This window comes from Thalassotalea sp. PLHSN55 (assembly GCF_052030545.1).
GTDB lineage: Bacteria > Pseudomonadota > Gammaproteobacteria > Enterobacterales > Alteromonadaceae > CANMXU01.
Map to the genome: position 1 here is coordinate 546,071 of NZ_JBPDIH010000002.1, position 17,999 is coordinate 564,069.

The following is a 17,999-nucleotide window of genomic DNA, read 5'->3' on the forward strand; positions in this document are numbered from 1 at the left end:
CCAGTTTATTCTTCTTCAGGTAATAGGTCTTCGATAAAACCTTGGTAAGTATCAGACATACAATAGGTACCATTTTCAGCATGCGCACATAACATGCTGTCATTTCGGCTTAGATTAAATACTTTGCCTAGACCTAATGTTGAAGAGTTGGTGGAATTGTTACCAAAACATACTAGCCCTTCATCAGCTAGTGCACATATATCAAAACGATTAACAACAATATCAGTAACATTGGTTAATGTTGGCATTGTATATAAAACTGGCTCTGGTGCTTCTTCTGTCAGGTTTTCAAGAGGTACGTCAAAACCTTTACCAAAACAAGTAAGTCCGTTTTCTGTATTTGCTAAACAACCGGTTTCATAGTTCATATCAATAGCGGTAACGTCTTCCATTGCTATCGTTTTGATAGGACGCTCATCACCGTGTTCGATAATATAGCCATCATCATCAAAGAAACTGCTATCTCCCATACATTGCATACTATAAACGTTGCCTGAACCATCAATATCCTTACAATGAGCAAAAGCATATTCAGAGCCCCAACACTGCAAGCCATCTTCATCTAATACACAAGTGAAATTTGCATTAGTGAACATATCAATAGGGTTATTAAAGCTAATGCTATTAGGCACTTCATCTAAATTATATGGTGTGTCAAGACCGTCACAGCGCACTTCACTGCCAGCTAGTGCACAGGTATGTTGAGGACCTGACCCTAAATATTTAGCATTGGTCATATTGGTCTCGCTTAAGTAATTTGAAGTGATTTCATCGTTACCCAAACACTTAACCCCACCTAAATCAGCAAAACATAACCTAAATTGCGCAACGTCAATGAGTTTAGGTTGGCTAACAACCGGCTCTCGAGTTGCCCAGTCATCTTGACCACCATTTGCATACAAATCACCGCTGTAACAGCGAATAGCATCATTTTGTAATACACATTCACTTCCGCCAAAAAAGTCATAGCCAATTTGTGCATCGTGCTCAAAAGGTATATCAGTTTCAGAGATATAGTTATAGGTTACTGCTTGAGTAAGCTCACCGTTGATATCAATACAACTTAACACCGGGTTAGCTTGCTCTTCACTTAAATCAACATCACTTTCACCGCTGTAATCTGCAAAACATGCGGTATAAGCTTCAGGCAATGCCTTGGTGTTTAGCATGAACTTAGCATAAGTTTCGCCGTTGAATGGATATGGGTCATCTTCGTCAAGCACGCCGTCATTATCATCATCAAGGTCGGCATTATTACCGATGCCATCGTTATCCGAATCTTGCCATTCCGTAGGATCACGAGGGAAAGCATCGTCAGCATTAAGTGTACCGTCACCGTCAATATCATCATCGTTTAAGTCAGAAATCCAGTCACCATCTAAATCAGCTGGCACGCTTTCAGCATCAAGCGGATCGGTACCGTTATCTATTTCATCATCGTCAGCGTAGCCGTCGCCATCGGTATCTAATACCGTACGTTTAGGGTTTAATGGGTAAGCATCTTCAGTGTCAGGTGTACCATCGTTATCATCGTCTTCGTCTGTCGCGTTGCCGATGTTGTCACGGTCAAAGTCTTCATGATCGGTTGGATCTAACGGTAATTCATCGTCGTCGTTTTTAACGCCGTCGCCGTCCATATCATCATCTTCAAAGTTTTTAATGCCATCGCCGTTGGTATCGCGAGTATCAGTTTCCATTTGAAGTTGACTGATGAGGTAACGTGCTTCATTTAACAGTAGCTCAGCTTCTGTATCACTAATTTCCGTCGTCTCTTGATCAAGAAAGTTCGCTAATAATGCTGCTCGAACTTTCGATAAGTCTTGTGAACCTTTGCGTTCAAAAGCATATATTTCATCAATACTGGTTAGGTATTCATCTAAAACTTCATTGTTACTTTCGACCAACGCATCTTGATCCATAGCACCAAGGTAAAAGCTGCGCAGGTAGGCGGCATTCTCGTTTGCAATATAATTAGTGTATGGCGTGATCAAGGCTTTGGCCGTGAATGAACCATCCTCTATAGTTGTATCCAAAAATGGTAAAGACAATAAAGTGACATTAGCTTGTTCAAACGTTGCTGAGTTAGGCCACTCGATTGAACCTTGGTCAAAATCGGCTCTAAAAATTGCGCGTGGTGCTGTCATGGCATCTTTGCCCTGAACAACAAAGCTAAACTCTCCATTTGCATCAGTAATGCCAGCAGGTTCTTGATAGTCATGACGAAGGTTATTGTTTAAATCAAAATAAACTTCTACACCGGCAAATGGCGCATCAGTGACTAATGAGCCGTTTACTGTAACTGACTTTCGCGTTGCAATATTGATATTAGTAATTAATACTTTGCTGCTTTTGCCATCACTCACGTACATTTTTATTGCCGTGGTTTCGAATAACAAATCACTACTAGCAACATCGTCAGCTGTTATGTTTTCAGCATCATAATTTTGTGGGTCGTAAGACGTTATGGCACCGGTTGTTTCATCAAAATGCGCCCAGCTTGGCAACTGGTTAACGCTAAAGGTAATTTCGTCGCCATCAAGATCTTGTACAAAATTTTCAACGGTGTCAGACAGGAAAAGCTCAAATACTTCACCGTCATCAACAAAAAAGTTGTAATCTTTTTCTTCGTTAACAAATGGCGGGCGATTTACGTCAACTACCGTTAAATTAAACGCTTTTAAGCTGGTTTCTAGTTCGCCATCTGATACGGTTAAAACAATATTTTCAGTAAGACCTGCATCAGCATAACCTGGCGTACCACTTAGCTCACCAGTCGAGCTATTTAAACTTAACCATGACGGTAAGTCAGCAGTTGTGCTTACTGTTAACGATGAACCTTCATAGTCAAATAATGTCGGTACAAAGCTATACTCTTGCCCTTCATATACCATTTCTGTCGGCGAACCCGTTATTGTAGGTTCTAGATTTTTTTCTGGATCGTCGCCTCCACAGCCCGCTAATGCGGTCAAGATAACACTTGAAAGTAGTGTGCGACGAGCAAATTCAATTTTATTTATACTCATATTTTTAACCCTAATTTCCTGAGTTATCATTTGCTTGTGAAGCGGCTAACGAATCTTTATTCGAAACAACAACATGGCCAGCTTGTTGAATTGAATGATAAATTTCGTTCCCTACTTGTGTAGGGTAATGTGATAGAACAAGTGGATGGGTACGCGCAATATAATCGCCATACATTGCACGTATTACTTCTTCATAACCACGCAATGAGCCAGTTGACATCGCGTCCATATCGCTTTTAGTGACCAGATCAATATCGTCACGAGTCTCAGACAATGTCAGGAAGTTATCTAGCATTTCTGTGCGACTTTCACTTAACGCCCCAACAAGAGGTAGATCGTAATATTCGGCTTCAGGATCTACCGCTAATTTGGCTTCATTAGCTGCATCATTAGCCGCTTGTTTTGCCGTAAAAATTTGGTAGCTCGCGTCTGTGTAGGGTGAAATGTTATAACCAACCACCGTCACTTTTGGGATCCAAACATTGGTTTGAGGGTGCCTTACATGGGGAACCGTCATGATAGGATCTGCAGTTAGTGTCACTGGCGATACAAAAAAGTCTGGTGCTTGGTAAGATTCATCTGCACCGGCTTGATAAGTATCTTGTGTATTACTGTCTAAATAAACGCGAATATTCGGGTACTTAACGTAGTTGTCGTAGATTTGAGTATTGGTGTTTTCCTCGTCTTCATCTTCTTCAGATGTATCTTCCCCCGGACGCTCCATTTCAATAATATAAGAATCATTAACAACTAAGGTATAGCTGCCATTTTCTTCTGAGCGAGTTGAAGGTTCATCTTCGTCTGCAATGCCATTGTTGTTAGCATCAAGATAAACGAGTGCGTTACTTAGGTAGCTTTTGCCAAGTACCTTGCCTGAAAAACAACGACTTTCTTGCACTGTGTCTTGGATATTAAGAAATACCGTATCGTCTTCGACAATTTCATGGCCATCGTACATTTGCACGATAATTTCATCTAAGCGCCCAGAGGCTTCACAATTAGCATACCCAGATATTGTTTGAGTTTCTGCGTCAAAAGACAGCCACTCTGGCAAGCCATAGACGTAAAGATCTACATCGTCACCATCGGCATCGACTGCAGAAATATCCACTGACACCTGTGATAATTCGTCAAATAAAACATTGGCGATAGGGTTAAGCTCTGGCGCTCTATTAGTATTTTCAATTTCAATACGAATAGGATCAGCATGCGTTTCATTAACACCATCTGAAACACTAACAAAAACGGTTGCAACACCGGCATCATCATAGCTAGGTGTGCCGTAAATGACTAATTCGGTAGCCGTATTTGGCGTAGCACTACTGCTACTGTCATCACTAGAAGCGGCAACCACTTCGGTTTTTGAATAAGCCCATTCAGGTAAACCTGATACAGAAAAGCTTAAATTTTGTTGGTCAATGTCAATCGCACGAACACGATATTCAAAGAATTCCATTTCCTGTGCGCTAGGCACAGGATTGTTTGATACGGTCGGCGCATTATCTTTGGTGCCGCCATCACTGCCACAGGCAGTAAGGGCGAGCGCAATAGCAGCGACACTTGATTTTTTAATAAAATGATTCATTGTCATGTTAAACCCTTGAAAAAGTTCGATACTATTTATTAATGTGGCGAAGCGAGTTACTGCTCGCCAAATGGCGACCAGTAACTAAAGCAATTAACATTAATAGTAAGAAAATACCCGCTGAACCGCCGCTAGAGTCTGAACTTGCCTTCTCTTGTGGCTCGTTTGCAACTTCTTCTGATGGACAGTTTTGCGGTACAAAACCTTCTACTGGCAACACTTCAATATTTAAAATTTGCTCAGCTGCATCAGTTGAGTACTTGCTATCTTGAATACGAATTTTTGCTTGTGTTGAACCTTGGAAGTTTGAACACGTCGCATTAATAACTAAGTCATCACCCGGTTGTGTACCTAAGGCGGTTACTTTAACGTCTGGGCTTTCAATGAAAACTTCATTAGCAGTATTCGATAAATCTGAATATGCTAAAGGTACCGTTTTCGTTTCACCTTGTTTTAAGGTAATCGTTGACGTTTGTGGCGCATTAATGTTCTCACTAACTTCAATCGGTACTATGTACTGTTGAGTCACACCATCGATGCTAACATCTACTTTTATATCAACGGTTTGACCTGCAGATTTTTCAGTTAATTTCACCCAAGTATTAAATTGAGTTTCACTGTACTCTGGACCAACATAATCAAAACAAATTAACAAACCGTCAACTAACCCTTCATCAAGGTTATTGAATAAAGCTGATTGGTTGTAATAACCACCAATTGGTCCCATACGCGCGCGATAGTCACTAAAGCCGTGAACACCAACACTACCTCTGCCGTCTAACATGTCTAAATTGTCGTAAGCGTACACAATTTCTTTATGACCAAGGAAGTTGTTGTATTCAAGATCAATCCATACTTGGAAATCGTATGAATCATCTGCGCGAACACCTTCGCTGCCTTCCAAGAAAGTATTACCTTTTAAGGTATACGCATTGTCCCATTCCATTAAAATGAGTCGGTTATATTGACCACTAAAGCCAGTTACTGTCATACCTTGGTACAACTCAGGCTTGGTTAAATCGGTGAAGTTTTCAGGATCTTTTTTAATCACTCGTAATTGATGGTCAAGCGATGCTTTATGTAATGGCGCAAGGCGTATTTCAGGCCATGTTTGGAAGTTAGGGCCAAAGTAACCTGCCATATTAATTGACGCTTGCCCGTTGAAAGCATCTAAGCCGGCGTCAACAAAACCTAACTGACTAAAGCGTAGTTCGGTAAAGCTTGCTGGTGCGTTAAGGGTGTTGAAGTCAGCATCGGCGGCAAATGCAAACGCCTTTTGCGTATCCATATAGACTTTTTCGCTCCAACGGCCCATACCTAATTCACTTTCAGAACCATACTGGGCACCATAATTCACTAAGCCCCATGAGTTCGGTACTCGTGCAATATCTAAATAACCATAGTTACTTGATTCACCATCATAATATTGGCTATTAATGTGGGTACGACAGTATGGGTCGTAAGTATTCGCTAGTGGGTGGCTTTGATAGTCAACATCTTCTGGCAACATTTCTTGTGTCAGGTTAGTTGTCATGTCATAACGTTTTGCCCAGCGATAAGTGTTTGGCTGAACACCACCAATAACAAAGCTATCGTAGGTTACATCGGCGTATTGAATAAAACGACCGTCACCACCGAGTGTGCCCGTTGCATATTGATATAAACCATCTTCATCGGCACTGACTTTTATTTCGAAGTCACGACCGTAACCGGTATGGTTAGCAGCAAGTTCGATGTCTAGATAAACAAAACCGCCGGCAGCCATATTGCTTCTATGTGGCGTGATAGTAACAATATCGCTTGCTCTATCTAACCTTAATACCATAGTGCCAATATCAGATTCGTTTTCACGAGAACCCACTTCCATGTAAGCGAAAGTAGCGTCGCCGTTATTTAAATCAACATCGTAAACTACATCCCAAGTGCTTTCATAAATACCGTCTACCGAGCTTGGTGCACTTAACACCATATCCGTTGCAGAGTCTTCTGGTATTACTGAAATAGCATAATTGTGGATGTCGTACTGACCCGCATTAAAGGTTTCACCTACGCGATTCACGTTTTCTAAAAATACCCAGTATTTACCCGGCTTAGGATCGTGTATGTGACAGAAGTTATTACCCGCTTCTGAACCCGACCAACACATACCTTCACTAGAAAAGTCTGGCAACATATCTGAGTTGATATCTCGCCCGATAATAACGTGCATCATGCCGTTAAACATACTGCCTTGCGGCGTACCTTCATCACTGTGGCTTGAAAATACTCGCTCTAATACGTCAGCGGTTAATACTTTTGTACCTTCTGGCACATCTACCCAAAGCAGCTTAACTGAAGTGGCTTTAGATAAATCATCACCAGAAACTAAGCTATAGTTGTAAGTATCGTTAAGGGCTAACTTTGCTTGACCAACCCAAGTACCACCCGCATTGGTATTCGCTAATTCAACAATACCATGTCGACCTTGCGATACTTCGCTGCCAGAAACCGTTTCAACATACGATAAGTTACTTGAACGGTACAATCTTGCGTCTAATTCATCCGCATCAATATCAGAAGCGATGGTCACAGGAAATTGACCGATATTGGTATTGGCTTTACCTACCGTTACCGCTGGAATTGCAGGGTCTGCTAATGATAAACCTACTGCTAACTTCATCTCCGGCGTGTTCGGCATTTGTGGAATGATTTGAACTTCACCAAAAACAAAGCCACCACCGTCGGTATCTTTGCTTACAGAGCGATCGACACGACCAGTAAAGAATATCGTTTGAGTTTCACCCGCTTTTAGTGAGAATTCACTGACTGACGATTCTAACTCAACTGAAAGTTCACCTGTGCTAGTACTTACCTGCCAAGTACCATCAACTGTTGCAGTAAAAGTACGAACAAAGTGACATTCTGCAGGACATTCAGCATTAAATAAATATGGAACGTTTAGCTGAGATACATCGGCACCCGCTGCTGGGTCTGCGTTGCGCATATTTTCAACTGACTCATCCAACACTAAGCTCGCTTTTGACGCTGCATCAACGTCAATTATACCAGCACCACCGTGGTTATAATCGGTTGGTACACGTTTCATATAAAAGCTAAAGCCAGTGCTCTCATAGTTTTCATTGTCATCACGAATTGGTTTACCCGTAACAATATCGTACGCCAAGATGTTATCTCTTTCAGACCTAAAGTGATTTGGGTTATTTGGGTCATATTCAGCTTCAGAGATTGAAACAAATCCCCATTGCGCACGACGGGCCGTTAAAATCATTGCCGAGTCACGCATAGTAGCTGACCAATCTGGACGCGCTTGAACCATTAATGCCATAGCACCCGTTACATGAGGCGCAGCCATTGAAGTACCCGTTTCAAAAGTCCAATCTGACGATTGACTGCCGATACCAAAGTAAGCTTGATCTGACCAAGGAGCATAGATATTCATACCCGGCGCAGTAACCATAGGTGACATGATATTAGGGTTATACCAATGTGGACCGTATGAACTAAAACCAGCCATATGATCTAACATAGATGGATCAGAACCAATCAAACGATACGTGCTTGGCATTATAATTTGATGGTTTTCACCTTCTTCCATAAATGGTTTAAATTTCGAAACCCAAGTTGTGTTATTGATGTGCATGTAAGGAATTGGAGCAGCTACAGTATATAAATTGTTACCACTGTATTCCCTGTCATCGTTGTATAAAATAGCCCCTGCTGCACATTCGCTTGGCTTAACACCTTCTTCTATCTCGTCTTCACTTGGCATAACGTCACAAGCACCAGCAACGTTATACATTTTTTCATAAATGTTTAAGCCGCCACCATTGCCACGTGCACACATGATGATTTTGCCGTTAAATGAGAAATCTTCAATTTCACCTGTGGCTTCATTATATGTTTGCCAGTTTTCTAGGTTTTCACAGTAGTAATCATTTTCGTAGCGCGAAAGAATTGGCTCAGCAGCAAAAGAACCCGTAGAACTTGTTGATACTGGCGTCGATGCACTGTTTGTTTCTTTACTAGTCGCTGCAGCAGAGCTTACCGAGTTAGAGGTAAATTCGTCACCGGCTTCTTCGATCGCGATAGGCGTTTGGTTTGAAACGTAGTTACAGTTACCTTCTGCACAACAAGCGCCTGCGATTGGATCTTCAATTTCACCGGCTCTATCAACAATACCACTGGCAACTTCAGGGTAAACACCGTACGAACAACATAAACCTGCAGAAGCGCCTGATTTACCAATATGCGTGCTCACACATTGACTAACCGCTTGCGTTACACCTTCACAGGCGTAGTGGTTTAAACCGTTATTGTCTTCTTCAAATTGTTCATCATAAATGCCGTATTCTTTGCCTTCACAAATAGACTCAATCGCGTTAATCGTTTCATCATCGTATACACATTTATCGTTTTCTAATATTTCACCAAATTTACAACCGGTGGTTTCAGGATCACGCTCTGGATCTGGACCGTCTAACGATAAACACTCAAGTGATACTGGATCTCTGAACTCTTCATCACTACACATTTGATAACAGTAGCCATCGATAAGCTCGTCACCAAGTTCACAGGTCGGTTGAAGTGAACAATCACCAACAATACAAGCACCATGATTGGCGGCAAGAATAATAGATGTTAATACAGGCTCGCCATTGTCATCTTCAACAGTGCCTGAAATGCTTGTCGCGTAACCGAATATATCTAACAAGTCATATTCAACACCATCTCGCATCGCTTCAATTTTAGCGCCACTGCGAAGATCGTCATTATTTTCAATAAATTCATGACGACCTAGGCTACTTGCGCCAACACTTAAGATCCAAGGTGCGCCGTAACTTGTGTTGTTAACACCCGCGTTACCCGAGGCCGCAATAGAATGCATACCCACTTCACGCGCATTTAACATCGCTAGTGCAAATGCACTTTGGTACGGGTCAAACGGACCACCGCCAAGGGAGAAGTTCATCACGTCAACGCCATCTTGCATGCCATCTTCAACTGATTGCACCATGGCATCAGCTAAACAGCCGCCCCAAATAGTGGATGGAATACAGACTTGATAAGAAATAATATTAGCGCGTGGTGCAACACCACTTGCATCACCTAAAGGCTGTTTTGAACCAACAACACCTGGGCCTTCTTTGTATTGTCTAAATAAATAATCGACATTGGCGATGGCATTACCTGCAGAAGTACCTGCAGTATGTGAACCATGGCCATTATAATCTTCACCGCGGCCTTCACCTAAGGTACCAGTATAAACATTAATATCAGCGCCTCTTTCAACGGCCATTTCAATTAACTCAGCTTGATTTAACACTGAAGTAATTGATTTGTATGAACGCACACCGATGAGCTTGTCGTTACACAAATGCGATAAGGTTGCCTTTTGACAATCACCTACGTATACACCTTGACCCATCGGGTTGGTAAAATTGTAAGGATCGGCAGTCGTCCACTCAACGCCTGAGTCGTCGGTATAAGTAAGTTCACCACCAAAATCATGGAACGACGGGTGGTCAGTGTTAATACCGGTATCCGCAACACCAACAATAATACCTTCACCTTTAAAACCAGCAGCCCACATTTCGTCAGCTTTGATATGGTTATTGCCAGACGGTGCATTTTTTAAGATGTTACCGCTGTTATTGACTTCTACCGTTTGTGGCTGGAAAGTTTTAACACGTTCAATAAATTGTACTTGAGATAGTTGAGACAAGGTACGTGCTTGCTCTTGCGTCATACTGGCGGTAATCGCATTTAACGCATGTGTTAAATTCAGCTTCGCTGTAATTGAAACACCGGCAGTGCGTGCGGCTTGCACAAAACTGTCTTGTTGACTTAATAGATAACTTTGATACGCATCTACACGGCTTTTATAGTCACTAGTGCTAAGCAAACGTTTTAAGGTATTGCCTTTAACACTACTGTTGCTGCTAAGAACTGATTTAACACCTGCTGCAGCTTCTTGCTCTTGTAAGAATGCTTTAGGATTAGTGGCTAAATATCCTTTTACTCCACCTTGGTACGCTGGAATAGCAGGCTCTGATAAAACAACAAAATAGTCGTTTTCGCCGCTAATGTCTTGCTCTTCAATAAACTTCGCACGCTTGTTAACTGTTTTGTTAACCTTGCTTTGATCGTCGTACATGCCAGTAATACGGCTTGTATAAACAGGTTTATTTGCTGACATTGCAGGAAGCACGTCGACTTGTTCAAACTCACTACGGTTTTGTAATGACTCTGGCAATATCGATGGTGCAGTATCCCATGGTGAATTAGATGGTAAACCGAGTGGGTTTACCGCTTCAATTACTGTTTCCTGCCCAGTATGACTATTAGCAACTGCAGTGCAGATACCAGCAGCATAGAGTGCGGAGGCACATAGCCCTAATACTTTAGTTATCTTCATAAATAACAACTTATATCTCTTGTTATAATTACTTTCGCTTTAAAAAAAGCAGCCAGATTTATTCCCAGTAACTACGTTAATACAACTAAGAGTTAAAGATTGTGAAAAAATGTTAAACCGCAGGAGTGACAATGGCTTTAACTAAATTTGGAAGAAAAAAAAGGCGCATAAACTGCGCCTTAGTGGGGTTTTAATGCTTTTTGTTACTCAAAAGTACCCGCTTTAAAGATGTTCATTTCTTTATTGGCGATGTATTTGTTAAACGCAGCATTAACCGTCGCTAAATCAAGCGATTTAATCGCCTGTGTTTGCTGATTAAAATACGCTAAACCTTGTGCTTTATCCGTCGCGGTTAACAAGACGCTTGGCATACTCGCATCGTTAGCCCAACTGCGATTTACCGAAGCGATATGACCAGCAATAGCTTGCTGTAATTCTTCTTCAGTAAAGCCTTGTGCTTTAACCTTTTCTAACTCTTCACGGTAGGCGGCGATGGCTTTGTCCATATTTTCTGGTGCCGCAATCGCATAAGCCCAATACAAACCTTTATCGTCTTTATCTGACAAAGAAAGCCCTGCACCAACCGAATAACTGTAGCCTTCTTTCACGCGTATACGTTCACCTATACGTGAATTAAAGCTACCGCCACCAAAAATAGACGTGGCAATTTTAAGGGCCGGATAATCAGGGTGTTCTGTGTTTAAACCCACCAAATGAATACTGTAAAACGATGCATTGGCTTTGTCTGGAATATGCGTACTTACCACTTTGCCTGTTACATCGTTAACCGACATCGTTAAGTATTGGTACGGCACATCTGAGTCAATTGCCACTAGCGCTTTATTTAACTTAGCCACGATTTCTTCGCTATCAACATGACCAACAATGGCGATTTTTCCATGAGCTGTGGTTATTTGATTTTGCATTATGGCTTGCATGTCTTGGCGCGTTACCGCGTTAATGGCGGCAATTTTTTCATCGGTCGTTAAAAAGGCTTTTGGATGATCCTTTTTGTAGTTACGAATGGTTTTCATAAAATTAGCTTGTGCAACAGCACCAGGGTCGTTACGTTTTGCTTCTAATGCTGACACCGAGGCACGTTTTGCAATTGCTAATTCTTGCTCTGGAAAACTTGCTTGAGTTAATAATTCATTTAGTAAATCAAGCGTTTCGTTTAAGTGCTGTTTTTTAACTTTAAAACCAACGTTAAGTTCGCCGCGGCTTGCTGAAATCATTAAACGGGTGTTTAACGCATCCAGTTTATCGGCAATTGCTTCTTTAGTTAAGTTATTGGTACCTGATAACAATTGGCTGGCCATAAAGTTCATCGCCGTTTCTTGCGACGATAGTGAGGCTAGGTTACCAAACGGAAAGTTCATGCTAACGTGAATTAGATCACCGCGCAGTTGCTTTGGATAAATACTGACTTTTGCGCCATTAGCTAAAGTCGTCTGTTTTAGTCTCGCTTCAATATTGGCAACGGTATTGTCGTACACTTCACCGGCAACCACTTGTTCTTTGCCTTTGTAACCAGCTAAAACGTCATTTAACGATTTAGGTGCTTCTAACTCAGCACGCTTTGGCGTTTTTGTTGGAATAAATAGTCCTGAGGTACGGTTACTTTGAATAAGGTATTTTTGCGCCACTTGCTGAACTTGCTCGGCGGTGACTTTTTCAACTAAGTCTCTGTGGTAAAACATGTAACGATAATCGCCTTTGGCGATGTATTCCGACAGTTCCATACCAATTTGGGCAACGTCAGTAAACTGCTGTTCACTGTTTGATAACCAAGTACGAATGGCACGTTGTACTTCTTCTTCGGTCACCGGTTCTTCGCTTATGCCTTCAACCATGGTAATAAGTTGCTGTTGAATACTTTCAATATCGCTATCAGCATTTTGCCCGTTAGCAAAAAAGTAAAACTGTGAGCTGTCTTTTAGCAAAATTGGGAATGAAAAGGCACTCGCAGCAACACCCGTTTCTACAAGTTTTGAACGAAGTCGACCGCGGGCACGATCTGAGAAAATAAGATTAAGCACATCAACTGCAGCCGTATCTTGGTGCGTTGCCGACGGCAAATGATACATCAGCGCCGCTACCGGCAAATCGCCATTTCGACGAATGGTCACCGAGCGCTCACCGTCTTGTGTTGGTTCAGCTGTGTATAATTGCTCAATTGGCGTGTTTGGTTTAACTAATTTGCCAAACTCTTTTTCGATCAATGCTTTGGTTTGTTCTTTGTCAAAACGACCAGCAACAGTTAACACCGCATTATCAGGACGATAATGGGTATTATAAAACGCGCGAAGTTTTTCAAACGGGAAGTTTTCGACATCAGAGCGCGCGCCTATGGTTGAGTTAGCATAATTATGCCATAAAAAACCCATCGAATTTAAACGCGCAAGCATAATGCGTGTTGGGTTATTTTCCCCACGTTCCATTTCGTTGCGTACAACCGTCATTTCACTTTTTAACTGCGGCTCGGTAAAGGTAGCGTTTACCATACGATCCGCTTCCATGCCTAACGCCCAAGCAAGGGTTTCAGGGTTAGCATCGAATAATTCAAAGTAGTTAGTTCTGTCTGACCAGGTAGTGGCATTGGTTTGCATACCGCGTTTTTTAAACTGCGTATTTACATCAGGGTATGCGGTACTGCCTTTAAACAACATGTGCTCTAGCAAGTGCGCCATGCCGGTTTCACCATATTTTTCATGCACTGAACCAACACGGTAAGTAATATTCACTAAGCTTTTTGATTGCGAAGGGTCGGGAAATAATAACACTTTTAAGCCATTGGCTAATTGGTACTCTTCAATGCCTTCAACCGTTCTAACATACGTTAATTCACTTGAAACAGGCGATGCTGCAACAGGGCCTTGGCTAGCAATATATTCACTGGTTAAACTACAACCAACGGCAAGCTGTGAAGCAAGAAGTGTTAGAGCAACACGTTTTTTTATCGAAAACATAATAATTTATCCATATTTTTTACTTAATATGCGAATAGGATTAAAAATTGATATTAAGTAATATTGAGCATTCGTGTGCTTTAAACCATTCTTTAACTAGCAATGCAAACACTTAAAGTATTAACAATCCAATTACACTTATCAATTCACACAAAAGGTAAATGCAGAACATATCAAATTTAACTAATTGTTAATAAAGGATTATATAAACATCTACGCTACCCTCTACCGTCTACAGTCTCCCCTCACCAACTGGTTACATAGTTAACACTTTTTCACATTTTCTTTTTGTTCGTTCGCATAATCTGTAGCAAGTTCAAACTGGGCATTGGTTTTATCCAGAGCCAGTAATAAAAATGAAGAAACCAGGGTTGTATCACATGAAATTTCAACGAAATATTTTAAGCTTGGCGGTACGTGCATCTTTGCTGTCTGTGCTAGCGGTTCCAAGCCTAGCATGGGCGGACCAAACCGCTGAAATAGAAAGAAAACTAAACTCTTCTGAGCAACAACAGGCAGAAGCAACCACTCAACAAGAAGCTGAAGAAGAAATTGAACGCATTGTTACTACTGGTACTCGCATTCACAAAGCAGATTTAGAGAGTGCTAACCCAATCACCATCATTTCAGCTGAAGATATGATGGCAGCCGGTAATATTACCGTTTTTGATGCCTTAGCCGATTTATCGCAAAACTCCGGTCTTGTTGGCGGTGATGAAAATACTGCAAGCTTTACGCCTAATGCCAAAGTACTTAATTTGCGTGGCTTTGGTCCACAATACACCTTAGTGCTTATTAATGGCCAGCGCCTAGCAAGTTACCCACAACCTTATGGCGGTTCTTCAACGGTACTCAATGTTGATACCATTCCTGCCGCGGCAGTAAAGCAAATTGAAATTCTTACCACAGGTGCCTCTGCCATTTACGGTTCAGACGCAGTTGCCGGTGTTGTTAACATTATTTTAAAAGATAATATCGAAGAAACGACCGTTTCAGCCATGATTGGTGGCTCGGAAGATACTGGCAATTTAGAGTCGGGTCGTGTGCAGTTAACCACAGGTTTTGACTTAGGCGACGGTAACATTACCGTGATGGCTGAGGTTTTCAAACAAGAAGCCGTGTTTGGTAGAGATCGTGAAGCTTTTGACCATGCTAACGATTACCCTTACATTGACATGAGTGACTCTGGTGGTCGCATCCCTTATTTATTGGGTGGTGCTATCGAATTAGACATGTGGCGTCGTTACGGTTACGACATGTTAGGTAGCGATTTACCTAGCTATACTGATCCTGGCCAAGAAGCTTGTGACAACATTCCGAATATGGAATACAAAGAGCGTTTACCTGTTGAAGGTACAGCTCCTGGCTCATGGGGTAATTATTGTGGTTTAAATACCGCTGAATATGCCACCTTGCAAAACGAGAAAGACAAAGCGGCATTAATCGTTACCGGTAACTACGATATTGGCTCAGATGTTACTGCCTTTGGTACCTTAATGCTAACCGATACTACCGGTAAAAGTGACCGCGGTTATTTATCACTATCTGGCGCGGTAATGCCAAAATATTCAGAGCCTAATATTTTACCATTTAAAGGTTTTAACGGTAGTTTCTTAAAATACCCTGACTACCACGTAATTCAACGTATTTTTACCAACGATGAAATTGGTGATACCGCCAACACTACTGATGAACGTTTAATGAGCTTCAATGCTGGCCTTGAAGGCGAAATTGGCGAATTTATGTGGAAGCTAAATGCCACTGAAAGTCGTTATGAGCTTGAAGGAAAACGTTTATGGATCAAAGAAGAACAAGCGCAAGCTTTGTACTTAGGTCAAGACACAGGCACCACCTTATTAGGTGAAAAAGTTTACGACGGTACCGGTGCATTATCTGTATTTGACGTAATGCCGCCAAGCGCAGTTAACAGCATGTTTGGTTACGCGACTAACAAAAACCAAACCAGTACGACTGTTTTGTCAGCTGAATTAACAGGCTCTATTTACACCTTACCAGCAGGTGATATTCAAGCGGCATTTGTTGCTGAATACGTCAATGAAACCTTTGACTATATTCCTGATCAACGAGCGCAGAATAAGCTTGATGGTCAAGGAAACACGTGGCGCGGATTAGGTGCTGTTGCCGGTAACGGTGAACGAGCACGCCAATCAGCTGCAGCTGAATTATATATTCCAATTTCTGAGCAAGTTAATGCAACCTTTGCCCTGCGTTACGATACTTACGACAGCGGTACCTCAAGCTCATCAGGTCAGTTTACACCGGCAGCAAGCATTGAATATCGCCCTGCTGACAATATCTTAGCGCGCGCCAGTTATTCAAAAATATTTAAAGCACCTGATATGCAGTCGGTATTCACCACCAGTAATGGCTATTCGTCAGGTCGCGATTACATCGCTTGTTATGAGCAATTTGCTAGCCAAGGCGTAACGCCAGAGGAATTTGCAAATGGTCCAGACTCAGCCCGTTATTTATCATCATGTCGTAGTACCCAGTTTAATATTGATATCGTACCAAGTGACGAGCTAAAAAATGAAACCGGTGAGTCTTACGGTATTGGTTTATTTTGGGAACCCATTGACGGTTTAGATGTTACTTGGGATTACTTTAGCGTTGAAATTAACGACCAAGTACAAACAGCAAGCGTAGGCAACCTGTTATGGGAAGAATTTGTTTGTGCTTACGAGCCAAACGATCAAATTATCACCTATGGTTGTGACAAGGTAAATGAGCTGATTAACCGCATTGATTCTGATGGTTTAAATGGTCAAGGTACTGAAATTTCAGACATTGATACTTCACCATTTAACCTAGCGATGTACTCACAAAGTGGCTTTGATACCAAATTAGCTTACCGTTTTGAGTTAGAAGACTGGATTCCAGGTCAATTTAGTGCTCGCTTGTCGCACACCAAAATATTGTCAACCAAATATGACAATATCGCTGGTGATGACGAGCAACCAATTGAGTTTTCTAACAGTATTTACAGTATGGAAGCACAAGACAGATTAACCGCAGCATTAACTTATGTAAATGAAGATTACAGCATTACTTACAGCGTACGTTACAGTGCACCAATTGGCCCACGTTCGCCTGATTTAGTGCGTGATGAATTTGGTAATGTTCAATACTTTGATGAAGCCGGTAATACCATCCCTTATATCGAAGATCCTGAAAGCGGCATCATGGTTGACGTTGATGGCAACGCAATTGCCACTGTCGGCCAAGCAAGAACATCGCAAAGTCGACTAGATGCATACGTAGTTGCTAACTTAACCGCGTCGTATTACGGAGACAATTGGCGCGTAAGCTTTACCGTTAACAACTTACATAACGCAAAAGCACCAAGTGATGACAGTTACTTGTATCACCAAGCACCTTGGTATAACACCTCAGCTTACCCTGGCGCTGGTTTAGGTCGACAAATGTACCTTAACGCAAGTTACGAATTTTAGGGGATAGATAGCCGTTGAACGTTGATATTACCCATAGTTCAACGGCGCTTAAATTCACAAATTAAAGCTCATGTAAAGGCTCCCTGGCGGACCTTCCAAAAAAGTTAAACCATTGTGAAAAGTGGTTTAACTTTTATTTTATGGTCGCAAATCCGATAGCTGTTTAGTTATCGGATTTTTTTTGCCTAACCTGAACTCGGTTTAAGATATATTTAACCAATTGAAATATAAGACCATATTTTTATGTTAACCTCTGGCTTGCTAGTTTTACTTAATTCAAGGCAAATTTACGCGCCAATAGCTGGTCACGGCTTTGGTTCGTACGTCGCTCTACCTTCCACATCCATGTGGGCGTATTGCAAGTAAATTTAACGCGGAAGTAAGTGAAAATAGTTGCTAGAGAAGTATTTATTAAACCAAGTTTAGGTTAACTACATATTAATTATGTTGATATTAAAGATAAAAATCATAAAAAAGCCCAAAGCATTAATTAATGCCTTGGGCTTTTATCGGTATGGTTTTAGCTAATGAAAA

At 41.5% G+C, this 17,999-nt stretch carries 5 protein-coding genes; 1 reads left to right on the forward strand and 4 read right to left on the reverse strand.

The annotated features are described in order from the left end of the window. Positions 1-5 precede the first annotated feature (5 nt). The 4 genes from ACRRSQ_RS05515 to ACRRSQ_RS05530 all read right to left on the reverse strand — a co-directional run bounded on the left by ACRRSQ_RS05515 (position 6) and on the right by ACRRSQ_RS05530 (position 13,992). Positions 6-3,023, reverse strand: coding sequence for a putative Ig domain-containing protein (locus ACRRSQ_RS05515; RefSeq protein WP_440874706.1), 3,018 nt, complete (start codon positions 3,021-3,023; stop codon positions 6-8). 10 nt (positions 3,024-3,033) lie between these two features. Next, complete coding sequence (locus ACRRSQ_RS05520) at positions 3,034-4,614, reverse strand: putative Ig domain-containing protein (RefSeq protein ID WP_440874707.1); 1,581 nt, start codon at positions 4,612-4,614, stop codon at positions 3,034-3,036. Between the two features lie 25 nt (positions 4,615-4,639). Further along, positions 4,640-11,023, reverse strand: a complete 6,384-nt coding sequence (locus ACRRSQ_RS05525) for a S8 family serine peptidase (RefSeq protein ID WP_440874708.1) — start codon at positions 11,021-11,023, stop codon at positions 4,640-4,642. A gap of 203 nt (positions 11,024-11,226) precedes the next feature. After that, positions 11,227-13,992, reverse strand: coding sequence for a M16 family metallopeptidase (locus ACRRSQ_RS05530; RefSeq protein WP_440874709.1), 2,766 nt, complete (start codon positions 13,990-13,992; stop codon positions 11,227-11,229). A gap of 380 nt (positions 13,993-14,372) precedes the next feature. Here ACRRSQ_RS05530 and ACRRSQ_RS05535 point away from each other — a divergent pair, with 380 nt between their 5' ends. Continuing rightward, the gene (locus ACRRSQ_RS05535; RefSeq protein WP_440874710.1) at positions 14,373-17,465 is read left to right on the forward strand and encodes a TonB-dependent receptor domain-containing protein; all 3,093 of its coding nucleotides are present in this window, start codon (positions 14,373-14,375) and stop codon (positions 17,463-17,465) included. The last annotated feature ends 534 nt before the right edge of the window (positions 17,466-17,999 follow it).

What these genes read in the sequence shown, in the direction of transcription:
- ACRRSQ_RS05515 (WP_440874706.1), bottom strand. Translation starts at nt 3,023, where the DNA reads ATGAGTATAAATAAAATTGAATTTGCTCGTCGCACACTACTTTCAAGT.
- ACRRSQ_RS05520 (WP_440874707.1), bottom strand. Translation starts at nt 4,614, where the DNA reads ATGACAATGAATCATTTTATTAAAAAATCAAGTGTCGCTGCTATTGCG.
- ACRRSQ_RS05525 (WP_440874708.1), bottom strand. Translation starts at nt 11,023, where the DNA reads ATGAAGATAACTAAAGTATTAGGGCTATGTGCCTCCGCACTCTATGCT.
- ACRRSQ_RS05530 (WP_440874709.1), bottom strand. Translation starts at nt 13,992, where the DNA reads ATGTTTTCGATAAAAAAACGTGTTGCTCTAACACTTCTTGCTTCACAG.
- ACRRSQ_RS05535 (WP_440874710.1), top strand. Translation starts at nt 14,373, where the DNA reads ATGAAATTTCAACGAAATATTTTAAGCTTGGCGGTACGTGCATCTTTG.